At 59.5% G+C, this 17684-nt stretch carries 13 protein-coding genes and 1 pseudogene; 7 read left to right on the top strand and 7 right to left on the bottom strand.

Annotated features, from left to right (window positions below; all coding sequences use genetic code 11):
* Positions 1-151 precede the first annotated feature (151 nt).
* Positions 152-1960: a sodium-extruding oxaloacetate decarboxylase subunit alpha gene (oadA, locus tag ACYZTL_RS15965; RefSeq protein ID WP_461952599.1), complete on the bottom strand. Its 1809-nt coding sequence runs from the start codon at positions 1958-1960 to the stop codon at positions 152-154.
* An 11-nt stretch (positions 1961-1971) separates the two neighbouring features.
* Positions 1972-3387, bottom strand: a complete 1416-nt coding sequence (locus ACYZTL_RS15960) for an acetyl-CoA carboxylase biotin carboxylase subunit (RefSeq protein ID WP_150711410.1) — start codon at positions 3385-3387, stop codon at positions 1972-1974.
* A 190-nt stretch (positions 3388-3577) separates the two neighbouring features.
* On the opposite strand from ACYZTL_RS15960, the gene ACYZTL_RS15955 reads away from it, so the two are divergent.
* The gene (locus tag ACYZTL_RS15955) at positions 3578-4540 is read left to right on the top strand and encodes a LysR family transcriptional regulator (protein WP_461952598.1); all 963 of its coding nucleotides are present in this window, start codon (positions 3578-3580) and stop codon (positions 4538-4540) included.
* Here ACYZTL_RS15955 and ACYZTL_RS15950 read toward each other — a convergent pair.
* On the bottom strand, positions 4482-4691 hold the full coding sequence (locus ACYZTL_RS15950) for a PA3496 family putative envelope integrity protein (protein ID WP_461952597.1): 210 nt from the start codon (positions 4689-4691) through the stop codon (positions 4482-4484). The genes ACYZTL_RS15955 and ACYZTL_RS15950 overlap by 59 nt on opposite strands.
* 270 nt (positions 4692-4961) lie before the next feature.
* The gene (hexR, locus tag ACYZTL_RS15945) at positions 4962-5828 is read right to left on the bottom strand and encodes a transcriptional regulator HexR (protein ID WP_008027445.1); all 867 of its coding nucleotides are present in this window, start codon (positions 5826-5828) and stop codon (positions 4962-4964) included.
* A 343-nt stretch (positions 5829-6171) separates the two neighbouring features.
* Here hexR and ACYZTL_RS15940 point away from each other — a divergent pair, with 343 nt between their 5' ends.
* On the top strand, positions 6172-6486 hold the full coding sequence (locus tag ACYZTL_RS15940; protein WP_461952596.1) for a hypothetical protein: 315 nt from the start codon (positions 6172-6174) through the stop codon (positions 6484-6486).
* A 60-nt stretch (positions 6487-6546) separates the two neighbouring features.
* Here ACYZTL_RS15940 and ACYZTL_RS15935 read toward each other — a convergent pair whose 3' ends face one another.
* Positions 6547-9414 carry an EAL domain-containing protein gene (locus ACYZTL_RS15935; RefSeq protein ID WP_461952595.1) on the bottom strand — a complete coding sequence of 956 codons (2868 nt, stop codon included), beginning with the start codon at positions 9412-9414 and terminating at the stop codon, positions 6547-6549.
* 257 nt (positions 9415-9671) lie between these two features.
* On the opposite strand from ACYZTL_RS15935, the gene uvrD reads away from it, so the two are divergent.
* The 3 genes from uvrD to ACYZTL_RS15920 all read left to right on the top strand — a co-directional run bounded on the left by uvrD (position 9672) and on the right by ACYZTL_RS15920 (position 13532).
* Positions 9672-11855 (top strand): DNA helicase II, encoded by a 2184-nt coding sequence (uvrD, locus tag ACYZTL_RS15930; protein WP_461952594.1) that lies wholly within the window; start codon positions 9672-9674, stop codon positions 11853-11855.
* A gap of 260 nt (positions 11856-12115) precedes the next feature.
* Positions 12116-12988, top strand: a complete 873-nt coding sequence (locus ACYZTL_RS15925; protein WP_461952593.1) for a Tim44 domain-containing protein — start codon at positions 12116-12118, stop codon at positions 12986-12988.
* 136 nt (positions 12989-13124) lie between these two features.
* Complete coding sequence (locus ACYZTL_RS15920) at positions 13125-13532, top strand: SMI1/KNR4 family protein (protein ID WP_007943369.1); 408 nt, start codon at positions 13125-13127, stop codon at positions 13530-13532.
* Between the two features lie 21 nt (positions 13533-13553).
* On the opposite strand, the pseudogene ACYZTL_RS15915 reads toward ACYZTL_RS15920, so the two are convergent.
* Positions 13554-15316: pseudogene (locus ACYZTL_RS15915) on the bottom strand (cation:proton antiporter).
* 283 nt (positions 15317-15599) lie between these two features.
* Here ACYZTL_RS15915 and ACYZTL_RS15910 point away from each other — a divergent pair.
* Positions 15600-16082, top strand: coding sequence for an acyl-CoA thioesterase (locus tag ACYZTL_RS15910; protein ID WP_461952592.1), 483 nt, complete (start codon positions 15600-15602; stop codon positions 16080-16082).
* A 162-nt stretch (positions 16083-16244) separates the two neighbouring features.
* On the opposite strand, the gene pdxY is transcribed toward ACYZTL_RS15910, so the two are convergent.
* A complete protein-coding gene (pdxY, locus tag ACYZTL_RS15905; RefSeq protein ID WP_461952591.1) occupies positions 16245-17117 on the bottom strand; it encodes a pyridoxal kinase PdxY in 873 nt (290 codons plus the stop codon).
* Between the two features lie 118 nt (positions 17118-17235).
* Here pdxY and ACYZTL_RS15900 point away from each other — a divergent pair, with 118 nt between their 5' ends.
* On the top strand, positions 17236-17649 hold the full coding sequence (locus ACYZTL_RS15900; protein ID WP_461952590.1) for a DUF3301 domain-containing protein: 414 nt from the start codon (positions 17236-17238) through the stop codon (positions 17647-17649).
* Positions 17650-17684 lie beyond the last annotated feature (35 nt).

The following is a 17684-nucleotide window of genomic DNA, read 5'->3' as shown; positions in this document are numbered from 1 at the left end:
GTGTGTCAGTCGAAATTGAAGTCGACTGACACACCGCGTTCGTCGGAACGCCGCCCGGACCAAGCCCGCTCCCACATTGGATTTTCTGCGCACAAAAAAAGGGGAGCACATGCCCCCCCGAGGTTTAAAACGTTGTATCGAGGCTGTTAACTCAGCCTTCGATCTCGATCAGGATTTCGCCCGGGTTCACCCGGTCGCCCTTGGCCACATGGATGGCGGTGACTTTGCCGGCGATGGCGGCCTGCACTTCGGTCTCCATCTTCATTGCTTCGGTGATCAATACCGCTTGGCCAGCCTTGACGGTGTCGCCTTCCTTGATCAGCACGTCGACGATGTTGCCCGGCATGGTGGTGCTGACGTGGCCCGGCGCGGTGGCTTGCTTGCGCTTGCTGCCGCCGCCGCCGACGAATTCGTTGAGCGGTTCGAACACCACTTCTTCCGGCATGCCGTCGATGGACAGGTAGAAGTGGCGTTTGCCTTCAGCCTTGACGCCGACACCGGTGATGTCGACGCGGTAGGTTTCGCCGTGTACATCGATGACGAACTCGGTCGGTACGCCTTCGCCACCGGCCGAGGTCACGCCGCCGGCTTCAGGAATCGGCAACAACACTTCTGGAGTGAGAGTGCCGGCAGCGCGTTCCTCGAGGAATTTGCGGCCGATGTCCGGGAACATCGCGTAGGTCAGCACGTCTTCTTCAGACTTGGCCACAGCGCCGATTTCGGCACGCAGCTTGGTCATTTCCGGCTTGAGCAGATCAGCCGGGCGAACGTCGATCACTTCTTCGCTGCCGATCGCCTGGCGACGCAGTTTTTCGTTCACGATGCCCGGCGCTTTGCCGTAGCCACCTTGCAGGTACAGTTTCACTTCGTTGGTGATGGTCTTGTAGCGCTCGCCGGCCAGCACGTTGAAGAACGCCTGGGTGCCGACGATTTGCGAGGTCGGGGTCACCAGCGGTGGGAAGCCGAGGTCTTCGCGAACCCGCGGGATTTCAGCCAGCACTTCGGCCATGCGGTTCAACGCGCCCTGCTCTTTGAGCTGGTTGGCCAGGTTGGAGATCATGCCGCCCGGCACCTGGTTGACTTGCACGCGGGTGTCGACGGCGGTGAATTCGCTTTCGAACTGGTGGTACTTCTTGCGCACGGCGTAGAAGTACAGGCCGATCTCTTGCAGCAATTCCAGGTTCAGGCCGGTGTCGAACTCGCTGCCCTTAAGCGCGGCGACCATCGACTCGGTGCCTGGGTGGCTGGTGCCCCAGGCGAAGCTGGAGATCGCGGTGTCGATGTGGTCGGCACCGTTTTCGATAGCCTTGAGCTGGCACATCGCGGCCAGGCCAGCGGTGTCGTGCGAGTGAATGAACACGGGCAGCGACTGCTCGGCTTTCAATGCCCTGACCAGTTCGCCAGTGGCGTATGGAGTCAGCAAACCCGCCATGTCCTTGATGGCCACCGAGTCGCAACCCATGGCCTCCATTTGCTTGGCTTGCGTGACGAACGCGTCGATGGTGTGCACCGGGCTGGTGGTGTAAGCGATGGTGCCCTGGGCGTGTTTGCCCGCCGCTTTCACTGCTTCGATGGCCACGCGCAGGTTACGCACGTCGTTCATGGCGTCGAAGATGCGGAACACGTCGATGCCATTGACCGCAGCCTTGGCGACGAAGGCTTTGACCACGTCATCGCTGTAGTGGCGGTAGCCCAGCAGGTTCTGGCCACGCAGAAGCATTTGCAGACGCGTGTTAGGCAACGCCGCGCGCAGTTGGCGCAGACGCTCCCACGGGTCTTCTTTCAGAAAGCGTACGCAGGCGTCGAAGGTTGCGCCGCCCCAGCATTCCAGCGACCAGTAGCCGACTTTGTCGAGCTTGTCGCAGATCGGCAGCATGTCTTCGGTGCGCATGCGGGTGGCGAGCAGCGATTGGTGGGCGTCGCGCAGGATTGTGTCGGTAACGTGGATTTTCTTAGTCATTAGAGTATTCCTCACAGGCCTGCGTGGGCGGCGATGGCGGCGGCGATGGCCAGGGCCAGCTCTTCGGGTTTGCGCTTGATCGAGTAGTTGGTCAGTTCAGGGTGGCTTTCAACGAAGCTGGTGTTGAACTGGCCGCTACGGAATTCCGGGTTACGCAGGATTTCCTGGTAGTACGCGGCGGTGGTCTTGACCCCCTGCAGACGCATGTCGTCCAGAGCGCGCAAGCCACGGTCCATCGCCTCTTCCCAGGTCAGCGCCCATACCACCAGTTTCAGACACATGGAGTCGTAGTACGGCGGAATGGTGTAGCCGGTGTAGATCGCTGTATCGGTGCGCACGCCAGGACCGCCGGGCGCGTAGTAACGGGTGATCTTGCCGAAGCTCGGCAGGAAGTTGTTTTTCGGGTCTTCGGCGTTGATCCGGAATTGCAGCGCGAAACCGCGGTGCTGGATGTCTTCCTGTTTCACCGAAAGCGGCAGGCCGGACGCAATGCGGATCTGCTCACGCACAATGTCGATGCCGGTGATTTCTTCGGTGATGGTGTGTTCCACCTGCACCCGGGTGTTCATCTCCATGAAGTACACCTCGCCCTCGGCAAGCAGGAACTCCACGGTGCCGGCGTTCTCGTAACCCACCGCCTTGGCCGCACGCACCGACAGGTCGCCGATGTAGGCTCGCTGTTCCGGCGTCAGTTGCGGGCTCGGGGCGATCTCGATGAGCTTCTGGTTGCGGCGCTGGATCGAGCAATCACGCTCGAACAGGTGCACCACGTTGCCGAAACTGTCGCCAAGGATCTGCGCTTCGATGTGCTTCGGATTGACGATGCATTTTTCCAGGAACACTTCCGCCGAACCGAACGCCTTGGTGGCTTCGGAGATCACGCGAGGGAACGCCTGTTCGAGTTCTTCGCGGCTGTTGCAGCGACGAATGCCGCGTCCGCCACCACCGGAAGTGGCCTTGAGCATCACCGGGTAACCGATGCGGTCGCCTTCGGTCAGGGCTTCGGCGATGTCCGCGACGTTGCCTTCGGTGCCCGGAGTGACCGGCACGCCGGCCTTGATCATGCTGCGGCGGGCTTCGGTCTTGTCGCCCATGCGGCGAATCACTTCAGCCGATGGACCAATGAATTTGATACCGCGTTCTGCACAAATGTCCGCCAGCTCGGCGTTTTCCGAGAGGAAACCGTAGCCGGGGTGCAGCGCATCGCAACCGGTTTCCACGGCCAGGTTCACCAGCTTGCGCGGGTTCAGGTAACCGGCCAGCGGGTCGGCACCGATGCTGTGGGCTTCGTCCGCACGCTTTACGTGCAAGGCATGACGGTCGGCGTCGGAATAGACCGCGACCGAGCGGATGCCCATCTCGGCGCAGGCGCGCACGATTCGTACGGCAATCTCACCACGGTTGGCGATCAGGATCTTTGTTATCACTTGGAGTTTCCCTTGAGCCGGTGGTACTCACGACCTGCTAGACCAGGTCGACTCGTGACCAAATGTTTCGATTTAGTCGCACGCCCACACTAGCCCTCGCAAGGGATTAACAAAAATGATTAATTATTGGGTCAGGCATAAGTAAAGGCTTATAGTTGACCCATCAGCCTGCTGCGAGAGTGCCTAGATAATGCGTAAGTCATTGATGCGTATGACATTGCGTCAATTGCAGATCTTCAATGAAGTCTGTGATTTGCGATCCTACAGCCGCGCAGCGGAAGAAATGTCGCTCACACAACCTGCCGTGAGCCTGCAGATTCGTCAAATTGAGGAGCTGATTGGTCAGCCGCTGTTTGATTACGTCGGCAAAAAACTCTACATGACGGAAGCCGCCGAAGCCCTTCAGCGTGCCAGTCGGGACATTTTTGGCCGCCTGGAAAACCTCGACATGCAGCTCTCGGACATGCAGGGATCGTTGCAGGGTCAGCTGAAACTGGCGGTGGAATCCAGCGCCAAGTATTTCGTGCCGCACCTGTTTGCCGCATTCAAGCGCCAGCATCCGGAAGTTAACCTGCAACTGACCGTGGTCAACCGTGGGCAGGTGATTCGACGCCTCTCCGACAACCGCGATGACCTGGTGATCATGTCCATGGTGCCGCAGGACATGGGGCTGGAGTTTCTGCCGTTCCTCAACAACCCGATCGTGGCCGTGGCACCACCGGATCATCCGCTGTGCCACATGGGTCCGCTGCGCTTGCAGGATCTGGAGCCTTACACGCTGCTACTGCGCGAGCCCGGCTCGGGAACGCGACTGGCGTGCGAAGAGTATTTCAAAGAGAAACGCGTGCACTTCAACCAGACCCAGGAGGTTGCATCGGCCGAAGCTCAACGTGAATGTGTGCTGGCGGGTCTGGGCGTTGCGCTGTTGACGCGCCACGCCCTGAACCTGGAGTTGGCGACCGGCGGCTTGATCGAGTTACCGGTCGAAGAGTTGCCGCTGCTTCGCAGCTGGTGCCTGGTGCAGGCCAAGGCCAAACGGCTGTCACCGGTGGCCCACGCATTCCTTGCGTTTATCCGCAGCGAACGGGTGCAGATCAGCGCCCTGGTTGAGCGTTTCGACGGGAAGTTGCGGGCGCTGCCTGCCAGTAGTTGAGTTCCAGATCAGGAAAATCGCCGATCTCGGCCAACAACTGGCGGCGCTCGCAGCGGTCTTCGATGGCGCGACGAAATTCCATGCGGCGCTGGTCTTCTTGCTGACGACGGGTTCTGACGGCGCTGTTGCGTTCTTCGTAGGGCTGGGCCATTTCGAGTCTCCCAAGGCGATTACGGGAGTTACAGGATGGGCGCGAGGGATGACGGTTTGGCGGCTTGTGCGTTACAGAACAATGAAACTCGCAGACTGACCGCATACCTGTGGCGAGGGAGCTTGCTCCCGCCGGCCGGTCCGCGCTCGGGCGCAGCAGTCGTAATTAGCTTAATGCAATGCGATATATCTGGAATACCGCTGTGAATGGTTTTGGGGCCGCTTCGCAGCCCAGCGGGAGCAAGCTCCCTCGCCACAATTCCTGCCAAAATCAATCGTCGAGGGCTTTCACCGATTTGGGCGACAACCGCAAACTGCGAAGACTGCGCTTGACGCTCTTGAGGTGGTTGACCAGACTCGGCCCACGCGCCATGGCAACGCCCATGGCCAATACGTCGATCACCACCAAATGGGCGATGCGCGAGGTCAGCGGCGTATAGATTTCGGTGTCTTCGTGCACGTCGATGGCCAGGTTGACAGTCGACAGCTCAGCCAGCGGTGTCTGGCTCGGGCACAAGGTGATCAGCGAGGCGCCGCTTTCGCGCACCAGATTCGCAGTAATCAACAGGTCCTTGGAACGCCCGGACTGAGAAATGCAGATCGCCACGTCGGTCGGCTTCAACGTTACCGCCGACATCGCCTGCATGTGCGGGTCGGAATACGCCGCTGCCGTCAGCAGCAAACGGAAGAACTTGTGCTGGGCATCCGCGGCCACTGCACCCGAGGCACCGAAACCGTAGAACTCGACACGCTGGGCCTGGGACATGAGCGACACCGCGCGCTGCAACTCCACCGGATCGAGCTTCTCGCGAACCTCCATCAGGGTGTGCAGGGTGGTGTCGAAGATCTTCAGGCTGTAGTCGGCGACCGAATCGTCTTCATGGATCGCAAACTGACCGAAACTCGCACCGGCCGCGAGGCTCTGCGCCAGCTTCAGTTTCAAATCCTGAAACCCGGAGCAACCGATGGCGCGGCAGAACCGCACGATGGTCGGTTCGCTGATGCCCACGCTGTGGGCCAGGTCGGCCATGGAACTGTGCATCACCGCCGCTGGGTCAAGCAGCACGTGGTCGGCGACCTTGAGCTCCGACTTGCGTAACAGGTGGCGTGACTGGGCGATGTGTTGCAGCAGATTCAAGGGGCTGGACTCTTTGTTATTGGCAGGTGCCGGGGATGTAGCAAGCTTGTAGTTATACTACAAGAATTGGCTTTTTGCCTGCTCAATGCGTAACCGAATCCCTCGTTTTCAGGCGTGCGCGCTCCATGTAGCACTCGGTGTCAGAGCTTCAGCGCAACCGAAGCACACCCTATTACTCCTGATCGAGCCACTAAAAGTTACGAAACTTAGTTGCTAGAAGAATAAAAAAGATAAAACATGCAAACTTACAAATACAACTAATACTACTCTTCCAAAAACAACTCCACCTAGTTACCTTGATCGTGCAGGACGCAATCAAACTTAATGACAGGAGTTACACACCATGAGTATTAAAACCAAAGACTGGACCGCACAAATTGACCGGATGCCAGGCGCCGCCTCTTTCCGCACCTATGGCACCGTAACCGTTGCACACGCAGGCATTACGCCAAAACTGGTAATGACTGCCATTCAAGATAAATCCTTTGACCTGCGGCTTGAGTTAAAACTTGAAACTTCCAATGAAGTTGCGCTGCAAGTTGAAAGTGACAAGTTTGTTGAATATAAAGCACTGGGCGACTCCCATGTCACCGGCGTAAGCATTTTCTTTGAAGGTGAACTCATTCACCATATTAAAGACGTGATGATTACGCACTAAAAGTCCAGGCACCTTCCCGTCACCGCACGTGACGGGAAGGTGCGTTTTTGCGATGAGCTATCAGTCGATGCCTTGCGCTTGTAGCAGAACCGCCAGTGCCTGCGCCTCGACCGGCCGACTGATGAGGTAGCCTTGCACCTCATCGCAGCGTTCAGCCTTCAAAAACTCTAGCTGCTCCGGCTGCTCCACGCCTTCAGCCACCACCTTCAACGATAGTCCGTGAGCCATGGCAATGATCGCCCGGGTAATCGCGGCATCCACACTGCCCTCCCCCAGACCGCGGATAAACGCCTGATCGATCTTCACGTAATCCACCGGAATACGCTTGAGGTAGCTCAGGGACGAATACCCGGTGCCAAAATCGTCGATGGCCAGTTTCACCCCAAGATCACGCAACTGCTGGAACGTGGCGATGATGTGTTCGACGCTGTCCAGCAACTGGCTCTCCGTAAGCTCCAGCTCGAGGTAGTGCGGTGCCAGGCCGGTTTCTTCCAGCACCTGACGCACTAGGCTGACCAGTTTGCCCTGCCGTAACTGATGCACCGACAAATTGACCGATACCCGAATCGGTTCCAGCCCCTGACGCTGCCATTCGCAGGCCTGCCAGCACGCCTGACGCAACACGAACTCGCCGATCGGGCCTATCAGGCCGGTTTCCTCGGCCAGGCCGATAAAGTTCCCCGGCGGCACGCTGCCCATGGTCGGGTGATCCCAGCGCACCAAAGCCTCGGCGGCATTCAACCGGCCGGTGGCGAGGCAGAGTTTCGGTTGGTAAAACACCTTCAGCTGCTTCTCTTCGATGGCTTTACGCAGTTGGTTCTCCAGCTGCAGGCGCTCAAGCGTGCTGGCTTGCAGGCTCTCGGTGTAAAACTGGAAATTATTGCCACCTAGGTGTTTGGCATGTTGCATGGCCATGTTCGACTGACTCACCAGCGCGGATATTTCCCGCGCGTTGTCCGGCAACATGCTGATGCCCATGGACGCGCTGACCACCAGCTCATGCCCTTCGACAGTTACCGGCACACGCAATTTTGTCGAAAGGCGCGTCGCCACCCGCGCCAGGCTTGAGAGGCTGCCATAAGCGTCGAACAGCACCGCGAACTCATCGCCGGACAATCGCGCAATGGTGTCCGCCTCAGGCAGCGCATTCACCAACCGCCGGGCCATCTTCTGCAACAGCTGGTCGGCAATTTCATGGCCAAGGCTGTCGTTGAGTAACTTGAAGCGGTCCAGGTTGATGTGCAACAACGCCAGACTGCGTCCGCCCTGGCGCAAGCGCTGATGGGCCTCACGCAACCGCTCGCGAAATAGCGAGCGATTCGCCAGCCCCGTCAGTTCGTCGTAGTGCGTCAGGTAACGCATGCGCTCTTCGGACTCGCGCCGCGCCGAGAGATCGGCGAAGAAACCGACAATATGGCTGACATTCCCCCGGGTATCGCGCACGGCATTCAGTTGCAGCCATTGCGGATACAGCTCGCCGTTCTTGCGGGTTTCCACCAGTTCGCCCTGCCAACTGCCGTGTTGTTCCAGCGCCTGATGGATCGCCCCGTAGTGGCGACGGGCGTCGCGGCTGCACGGCAACTCCACGACGTTGCGCCCGAGCATGTCGTCGATGTCATAGCCCGTTAAGCGGCTGAACGCCTGGTTTACCGCGATGAGTGCGTAATTCGGGTCGAAAATCATGATGCCTTCGCTGGCCGCCTCGAACACCGTCGCCGCCAGTTGCTGCTGAGCTTCCAGGCCTTTGCTGGCGCTGATGTCGCGGCGGGTGCCGACCATGCGAATCACCCGGCCGCTTTCGCTGCGCTCAACCGCTCGACCACGGTCCTCGATCCAGACCCAATGACCATCGCCATGGCGCACGCGGTATTCAATCTGATAGTCCTCGGTGCGCCCCTTCAAATGCTCGACCAGCGCGCGCTTCAGCGACGGTAAATCCTCGGGATGCAGGCGCGGCTTGAGGTGACGCAGCATGGCCGTCACGAATTCCGGCTCCAGGCCGAACAATTCCTGAATATGGGTGTGATGGACTTCGTCGGTTTGCAGGTTCCAGTCCCAAAGCCCCAACTCACTGGCCTTCAAGGCCAGCGCCAGGCGCGCCTCACTTTTGCTCAGGGCCTGGTTGGCGGCGTCCAGCTCCAGGCTACGCTGGGCGACGCGGCTTTCGAGTCCGATCTGAATTTCGCGCAACTCGTCTTCGGCACGGCGGCGCTGGTCGATTTCCCTGGCCAGTTCGTGATTCAGTTGGTCGCTACGGCTTTGGGCCTGCTGCAAGTGTTCAATCAGCGCCTCATTCTGAAAGCGTCGCAGCAATCCGCGATCAATCAGCCGATTAACCTGCCAGGCGACCACGCTCAACGCCCCCAGCAAGATCAGGCCGAACCAGCCCCAGCCCTGCTCCTGCAGGTCGCCGCCCCAGAATAAATAGGCGATGGCCGGCAACAGACACGGCAAGGTAAAGGATAGAAAGGCCGGCAGACTGACCGCGTAGGCCACGCTGGCCGAGAGTGCTGCCGCACCGATCAGGCCGAACACCCAGGCTTGCTGGATGAAATTGTCGGCGGGCACCAGGGCGATGCCGGCGCCGGCCAACGTCAGGCCGGTCATGGCCGAACCGAGCAGAAACATGCGACGCCAGACCGGATGGGCCTGGCGATTAGGAATCGCTGAATCGAAAGCGGCGACCTGAATCACCCGCAATGCCACCAGCGACAGCAACCACACCAACCAGACGCTGACCAGGAAGTAGCGCTGTGGACTCCAGAGCAAGCCCGCGCACACCAGGCCATTGATCAGCATGAACAGCGTAGGCAGCAGCGAGCCCTGGTAAAGCAGGCGCGTGCGTTCGACCGCCATTTCCATGGCGTACTGCTTGCGGATAACCCGGGGCTCCACAGTGGGGCCCGACAGGTCGGAGCTGAGGGTCATAGGCAATGTTCTTGTTTTTATAATGAGGAGCATAGGCCCGAAACGTGAACGGAGCATACACAAGCCAATGCCCTTACCAAACTGCTCCAGATCATAAATTCGACAAAAGCCCGAAGGCCCTTTGCCGCCGAAAACCCTGGAAGCGAGCCCCGCCAACGCTTGCAGCCAGTGACCGGCCGGTCATCCTGCGCGTATCTTTCATCGGCTAAAGCAAAGCGGGGTTTGCCCGGTGTGACGCGGCCCCCTAGAATGCCCCGATGCGCGATGATCTCTCCCTTCTGCTGAACTCCCTCAACGATGCCCAACGCCAGGCCGTAGCTGCCTCCGTGGGTCGTCAGTTGGTCCTGGCCGGTGCTGGTTCCGGTAAAACCCGAGTGCTGGTGCACCGTATCGCCTGGTTGATCCAGGTCGAAAACGCCTCACCCCACTCGATCCTGTCGGTGACCTTCACCAACAAGGCCGCTGCCGAGATGCGTCATCGCATCGAGCAGCTGATGGGTATCAACCCGGCCGGCATGTGGGTCGGCACCTTTCACGGCCTGGCGCACCGCTTGCTGCGGGCGCACTGGCAGGAAGCCGGCCTGAGCCAGACCTTCCAGATTCTCGACAGCGACGACCAGCAACGACTGGTCAAGCGGGTCATCCGCGAACTGGGCCTGGACGAGCAACGCTGGCCGGCCCGTCAGGCCCAGTGGTTCATCAACGGGCAGAAAGACGAAGGTCTGCGTCCGCAACATATTCAAGCCAGCGGTGATCTGTTCCTGGCGACCATGCGCGGCATTTATGAAGCCTATGAGGCCGCGTGCCTGCGCGCCGGCGTCATCGACTTCTCCGAACTGCTGCTGCGTGCCCTCGATCTGTGGCGCGATCACCCTGGCCTGCTGGCGCACTATCAGAAGCGCTTCCGGCACATTCTGGTGGACGAGTTCCAAGACACCAACGCCGTGCAGTACGCCTGGTTGCGTCTACTGGCCAAGGGCGGCGACAGCCTGATGGTGGTGGGCGACGACGATCAGTCGATCTACGGCTGGCGCGGCGCAAAAATCGAGAACATCTATCAGTATTCCGACGATTTCCCGGATGCCGAGACCATTCGCCTCGAGCAGAACTACCGTTCCACTGCCGGTATCCTCAAGGCCGCCAATGCCCTGATTGCCAACAACACCGGGCGCATGGGCAAAGAGCTGTGGACCGATGGCGGCGAAGGCGAAGCGATCAATCTGTACGCCGCGTTCAACGAACACGACGAAGCACGCTATGTGGTGGAAACCATCGAAAGCGCGCTGAAAACCGGCATGGCTCGCAGCGATATCGCGATTTTGTACCGTTCGAACGCCCAATCGCGCGTTTTGGAAGAAGCCTTGCTGCGCGAGCGCATTCCTTATCGCATCTATGGCGGCCAGCGCTTCTTCGAGCGGGCTGAAATCAAGAACGCCATGGCCTACCTGCGCTTGCTGGAAGGCCGTGGCAACGATGCAGCGCTGGAGCGGGTGATCAACGTTCCGGCCCGTGGCATCGGCGAGAAAACCGTTGAAGCGATTCGCGACCATGCGCGCCACAGCGATGTGTCGATGTGGGAAGCGATGCGTCTGCTGGTCGCCAATAAAGGGCTGACCGGCCGTGCCGCTGGCGCGCTTGGCGCGTTTATCGAACTGATCGAGAACCTCGCCGCCAAATGCATGGAAATGCCGCTGCACCTGATGACCCAGACCGTCATCGAGCAGTCCGGGCTGATCGCCTACCACGAAGCGGAAAAAGGCGAGAAAGGCCAGGCCCGGGTAGAAAACCTTGAGGAACTGGTCAGCGCCGCTCGCAACTTCGAAAACGCCGAAGAGGACGAAGACCTGACGCCACTGGCGGCGTTCCTCGGTCACGCTTCGCTGGAGGCCGGGGATACCCAGGCCGACGAGCACGAAGACAGCATTCAGTTGATGACCCTGCACAGCGCCAAAGGCCTGGAGTTCCCGTATGTGTTCCTGGTGGGCATGGAAGAAGGCCTGTTCCCGCACAAGATGAGCCTGGAAGAACCGGGACGTCTTGAGGAAGAACGGCGTCTGGCTTATGTCGGCATCACGCGAGCAATGCAGAACCTGGTGATGACCTACGCGGAAACCCGACGTCTGTATGGCAGCGAAACCTACAACAAGGTGTCGCGTTTCGTACGTGAAGTACCGAAAGGCCTGATTCAGGAAGTGCGGCTGTCCAACAGTGTCAGCCGTCCGTTCGGTGGCGGGCAACAGCAGAGCTCCAGCAGTCTGTTTGGTGGCAGCGAGATACCTGACACTGGGTTCAGCCTCGGTCAGGCCGTTCGGCACTCGGTATTTGGCGATGGCGTGATCCTGAACTTCGAAGGCGCCGGGGCTCAGGCGCGGGTGCAGGTCAACTTCAGCGAAGGCAGCAAATGGCTGATGCTCGGTTACGCCAAGCTGGAAGCGTTGTAGGAGCGAGCTTGCTCGCGAAGATCGGCAACGATAACGCGGTAAGCCTGACACCCCGCGGTGCTCTCAGGTTTATCGCGAGCAAGCTCGCTCCTACAGAACTAATTAACAAATCCTACAGACCAAAGTTAACAGGCCTTATTGCGCTGACTGAAGCTGAACACAACCTGTCAGGCAAAAGCCCGAAACACTCTGCCGCTAGCCAGTAACACTTCAGCTGTGCAACATGGCGCGCGTGCCATCCACAAATGGGAATTCCCTTTATGAAACGTTTTCTTAGCATCGCCATGGCGTTGTGCATCGGCCTGACGATGAGCCTCGACGCCAACGCCAAGCGCTTTGGTGGCGGCAAGAGCTCCGGCGCTGCGCCGACTCACCAGACCAGCCAAATGGCTCCTTCTTCTGCTGCAGGTGGCGCTGCTGCCACTGCGGGCGCGGCCGGTGCCGCTGGCGCTGCCGCCAAGGCCGGCGGTGCTTCGCGCTGGCTCGGCCCACTGGCCGGCATCGCTGCCGGTGGCCTGCTGGCCTCCATGTTCATGGGCGGCGGCTTCGAGGGCATGCAGATTTTCGACATCCTGATCATGGCGGTCATCGCCTTCCTGGTCTTCCGTTTCATCGCCGCTCGTCGTCGCAAGCAGCAGGAGCACCTCGCTCCAGCCGGCGCGCCGATGCAGCGCGAAGTGTTCGAGCAGAAGCCAGCAGCCATGGGTTCGATCTTCGGCGGTTCGGCCGCACCGGTTGCCGCTCGTCCGGTGATCAATGCGCCAGCCTGGTTCAATGAAAAGAACTTCATTGAAGCGGCCCGCAACCACTTCCAGTCCCTGCAGCAACACTGGGACGCCAACGAAATGGACAAGATCGCCGAGTTCGTGACCCCGCAGCTGCTCGAGTTCCTCAAGCGCGAACGTGCCGATCTGGGCGACAGTTTCCAGTCCACCTACATTGATAACCTCAATGTTCAACTGGACGGCGTCGATGATCGTGCCGACAAGACCATCGCCACCCTGACCTTCAGCGGTGTGTCGAAAACATCGCGTTTCGACCAGGGCGAAGTGTTCAGCGAAAGCTGGAACATGGAACGTGCACAGGGCGAAAACCAGCCTTGGCTGGTTGCCGGTATCCGCCAGAACGGCTGATCCCTCCCGCGTTAAGCATGCTGTAATAAAACCCCGGCCTCGGCCGGGGTTTTCTATTTCGCGGTTACATCTATAGCGAGCTACTGTATAAACCGCCCCAACTAAACCGCGCCATACAAGCAAGAGGATCCCGGACGTGGAAGAAATCATCGAACAACTGCGTGAAGCCAACGAACCGGTACCGGTCCCCTTGGAGCTTCCCGACGAAGACCAGATCGTGGAAATCGAAGAACAACTGTTCATCGACATACCCTTCGTCTTCAGAGAGTTTTTGCTGACCGTCAGCGACGTGGTCTACGGCAGCCTGGAGCCGGTGACCGTCACCGACCCGCAATCTCACACCTACCTGCCTGACGTTGCCGCCAATGCCTGGGATGCCGGCGTCGATCGCAGCATGATCCCGATCTGCCAGGACGGTGACGACTACTACCTCGTAGAAGAAGATGGCACCGTGGTGCTGTGGCAGGCCGAAGAAGAACTGATTGCCGAAGAAACCTGGGAATCGGTGTGGCACTGGGCGCGGGATGTCTGGCTGGAAAGCTGAGCCGTCTGACGCGCCGCCTGGTCAATGCCCGGACGATTCCTTGTGGTTGTCCAGGGTTTCCAGCAAGGCCACCTGCATCCGCGTGTGCACGCGGATGAACCAACGCCAGAGCAGCGCCGCCACAGCGGCCGTGACCACGGCAATCAACACCAGCAACTTGTTGGTCGGCAGAATACTGGCCGACAAGGCTGCCAACAGCAGGAAGATCACCAACAGCGAAAGGATAGGGATCACCTCGGCGATCACCCGACGCACTCGCTGCGTGTGGCGGCCGGCCATCTCCGGTTTCACGCCCATCTCCACCAACAGCATCGACAGCGCCTTGAGCTTGCGATACGCCGCGATCAGGAACGGCAGCGACAACAGCAATGCCCCGCCCCAGATCAACGCTTTCTGCCAGCTCGGGTCGCTGATCCAGTCTTGCAGGTAAGCGGACATTCGCTCGGCGAAATAAGCGCCCGAGAAGAAGATCGCAATCACCAGCGCCAGATTGACCCCCACCTGTAACAGAATCCGCCGGATCATCGACGCCAGCAGCGCACCTTCGCCCTGGGGCTGGATGCTGCGCAGCCATTCGCCGTACATCCCCAGCACGCGGCCCAGGCGCTGCGGCATCACGTCAGCCAGTTTGATCGACAGCGGGTCAGCGGCGCGGATCAGATAAGGCGTCAGCAGCGTGGTGATCACCGATACCGCCACGGCGACCGGATAGAGGAAGTTGCTGGTGACCTGCAGGGTCATGCCCAACGCCGCGATGATGAAAGAAAATTCGCCAATCTGCGAAACCCCATCCCCACGCGCAGTGAGGTGCGTCCGTCATTGCCAGCGATAAAGGCGCCGAGACCGCAGGACAACATCTTGCCGAGCACCACGGCCACAGTGATCACCGCGATCGGCCACGCGTATTGCAGCAAAATCAACGGGTCAAGCATCAGCCCGATGGCGACGAAGAAGATCGCACTGAACAGATCACGAACCGGCTCGATCAAGCGTTCGATCTTCAGCAACTGCCGGGATTCAGCCATGATCGCGCCAATCAGGAAAGCGCCAAGCACCATGCTGTATTCGAGTTTGACCACCAGCAGACAGAAGCCGAAACACAGGCCCAGCACGGTGATCAACAGCATCTCGTTACTTTCGAATTTGGCCACGTAGGCCATCAGTCGTGGCACCAGCAGGATCCCGATCACCAGCGCGACAATCATGAACAGCGACAGCTTGCCGACCGTAGAGAACACTTCGCCGGAACTGACCGTGCCGCTGACGGCGATGCTCGACAGCAAGGCAATGATGCCGATGCCGAGAATGTCCTCGACGATCAGCACACCAAAGATCAGCTGCGCAAAACGCTCGTTCTTCATCTTCAGGTCATTGAGTGCCTTGACGATGATGGTGGTCGAGGAGATCGCCAGGATCGCGCCGAGGAACAGCGAGTCCATGGTGTTCCAGTCGAACCAACGACCGATTTCGTAGCCGATCCAGATCATCAGCACGATTCCCAGGAACGCCGCGATAAACGCCGTGGCGCCGACCTTGTACAACTTGCGCAGGCTGAATTCCAGGCCCAGACAGAACATCAGGAAAATCACCCCGAGCTCGGCGAGGGTCTTGATGGTTTCTTCGTCGTGAATCAGGCCGAACGGCGGCGTGTGCGGGCCGATGATGAAGCCGGCGACGATATAGCCGAGGACCACCGGTTGTTTGAAGCGATGAAACAGCACGGTCACCACACCCGCGACCAACATGATCACTGCCAGATCCTGAATAAAACTGATGGCATGCATGGTGTGGGGCTCCCGGGGTGACGTTGCTCAATCGCCAGACGTGGGAAAGGTCTGATCGAGCAGAGTAAAAATCCGCTTTCCGCGTAGGAATTTCCCTTGGGGAGGGCTTTTGAAGGGTAACACCGCGACTTCCGGCAGAAAGGCAGTGCAATATATGGAAGCAGATCGATACGGCGTGACGGCGATCACCCGCCCGGCGTCCCGATAACTGTGGTTTGAAAAACCGATCAAGCACCCGCAGAGGTGCACTCCTTCGAAACCTGCCTTGAACCGTGAGAACGTTATGGAACCCGGAAACGCCCAGCTGTCGATGACGGTATTGATGACCCCCGACATGGCCAACTTCTCTGGCAATGTCCACGGTGGCACGTTGCTCAAGTACCTCGACGAAGTCGCCTACGCCTGCGCCAGCCGTTATGCCGGCCGCTACGTGGTGACCCTGTCGGTGGATCAGGTGATTTTTCGCGAGCCGATTCATGTCGGCGAACTGGTGACCTTTCTGGCCTCGGTCAATTACACCGGCAACACCTCCATGGAGGTGGGCATCAAGGTGGTGACCGAAAACATCCGCGAACGCTCAGTGCGCCACACCAACAGCTGCTTCTTCACCATGGTTGCGGTGGACGACGATCGCAAACCGGCTGTCGTCCCGCCGTTGCAACCGGAACACAGTGAGGACAAACGCCGCTTCATGCAGGCCCAGCAGCGTCGCCAGATTCGTCAGGAACTGGAAAAGCGTTATCAGGAGATCAAGGGCGACGCTTGAGATGGTCAGTCAGTTTGACGGCGTTCGTTAGATAGCCTTCGCGAGCAAGCCCGCTCCCACATTTGGCCTCCGTCGTCCACAAATTATGTGTTCACAGGAGATTCAGTGTGGGAGCGGCGGTGCGACGATTCGACTTGCTCGCGAATGGATTCGACGCGGACTTCAGAGACTGATCGCCGTCGCCTCAAACCGCACCCGCGGATGCGCAATCCGATCCTGCGCCCGCACCAACTCCAGCTCATAGCTGGCGCATGCCTGGGTCTCAAGCAGCACCTCATGCACTGCCGACGCAGCAAATTCAAACGCCGCCACCAGGCTATCGCCCAACAGGATGCGAGCCAGAAACAGCCCGGATGTCAGGTCGCCAACACCCACTGGCTGACGCGGAAACGCCAGCATTGGACGTCGCAGGTGCCAGCTGCCTTCGCTCGTCACCAGCAACATCTCAAACACATCCTCCGGTTTGCCGGGATAAGCCAGATGCTTGACCAGCACCGCTTTCGGGCCGCGTGCCAGCAACGCTCGCGCCATGGCCAGGCAATCGAACAGCGACTGCGGCTTGCGCCCCGAGAAGCTGTCCAGCTCCAGCTGGTTCGGGCACATGAAATCCGCCACGGCAGCCGCTTCTTCCAGCAGGAAATCGCTGACTTCTGCCGGCACGCTGCAGCCCTTCTCCGGATGGCCCATCACGGGGTCGCAGAGATACAGCGCCTTGGGATTCATCGACTTAATCCGCGCCACACCTGTCAGGATTGCCCGGCCCTGGGCTGCACTGCCGAGGTAGCCGGACAACACAGCGTCGCAATTGCCCAGTTCACCAATCGCAGCGATACCTTCGACCAATTCGGGAATCTGGTGTGGCGACAGCACTTCGCCCGCCCACTGCCCGTATTGAGTGTGGTTGGAGAACTGCACGGTGTTGAGCGGCCAGACATTCACCCCGACCCGCTGCATCGGGAAAACCGCGGCGCTGTTGCCGGCGTGGCCGAACACCACGTGGGACTGAATGGCGAGCAGATGGGGCGTACGTTTCATGCAGTGAGTTCCGTAAAACGATTGAAATTCGAGCCGCGCAGTATGCGACTAAACGCAGCCTGTACGACAGACCGGCGACGCAGTTAAGCTGACACTATCTTGTTGGAGCACCCTGTTGATGCTGACCCTCGGAAATATCTTCGTGCTGATGCTGCTCGCCACCGCTGGCGCGTGGCTGTGGCACAACCATGGCTTGCGCGAGCGCGCGCTGGAACGGGTCAAGCAGCATTGCAGCAAGCTCGGGATCGAGTTGCTGGATGGCAATGTGGCGCTGAAAAAAATTGCATTCATCAAGGATGCCAATGGTCGGCGACGTCTGGCCCGTGTGTATAACTTCGAATTCACGGTGACCGGCGAAACCCGCCATAACGGCACCATCACCCAGTTCGGCGCCCACAGCGCGCAAATCGAACTGGCCCCCTACCCGATGCCCTTCGACGACACGCCTCCGGTGGTCGACGTGACGAAGCCGCGCGCTGAAGTGATTGAGCTTAGTCAATGGCGGCAAGAACACACCAAGTGGCGTCCGTAAATCAAAAGATCGCAGTCTGCGGCAGCTCCTACAAG

The organism is Pseudomonas sp. LB3P81, from assembly GCF_054897965.1.
The sequence above is the reverse complement of the archived record's forward strand: the minus strand, read 5'-3'. Positions and strand labels throughout refer to the sequence as shown.

Bases quoted from the DNA above. Each gene is read 5' to 3' on its own strand.
- uvrD (WP_461952594.1), top strand. From the start codon at position 9,672: ATGCGCGATGATCTCTCCCTTCTGCTGAACTCCCTCAACGATGCCCAA.
- ACYZTL_RS15925 (WP_461952593.1), top strand. From the start codon at position 12,116: ATGAAACGTTTTCTTAGCATCGCCATGGCGTTGTGCATCGGCCTGACG.
- ACYZTL_RS15950 (WP_461952597.1), bottom strand. From the start codon at position 4,691: ATGGCCCAGCCCTACGAAGAACGCAACAGCGCCGTCAGAACCCGTCGT.
- oadA (WP_461952599.1), bottom strand. From the start codon at position 1,960: ATGACTAAGAAAATCCACGTTACCGACACAATCCTGCGCGACGCCCAC.
- ACYZTL_RS15900 (WP_461952590.1), top strand. From the start codon at position 17,236: ATGCTGACCCTCGGAAATATCTTCGTGCTGATGCTGCTCGCCACCGCT.
- pdxY (WP_461952591.1), bottom strand. From the start codon at position 17,117: ATGAAACGTACGCCCCATCTGCTCGCCATTCAGTCCCACGTGGTGTTC.
- ACYZTL_RS15940 (WP_461952596.1), top strand. From the start codon at position 6,172: ATGAGTATTAAAACCAAAGACTGGACCGCACAAATTGACCGGATGCCA.
- ACYZTL_RS15935 (WP_461952595.1), bottom strand. From the start codon at position 9,414: ATGACCCTCAGCTCCGACCTGTCGGGCCCCACTGTGGAGCCCCGGGTT.
- ACYZTL_RS15955 (WP_461952598.1), top strand. From the start codon at position 3,578: ATGCGTAAGTCATTGATGCGTATGACATTGCGTCAATTGCAGATCTTC.
- ACYZTL_RS15910 (WP_461952592.1), top strand. From the start codon at position 15,600: ATGGAACCCGGAAACGCCCAGCTGTCGATGACGGTATTGATGACCCCC.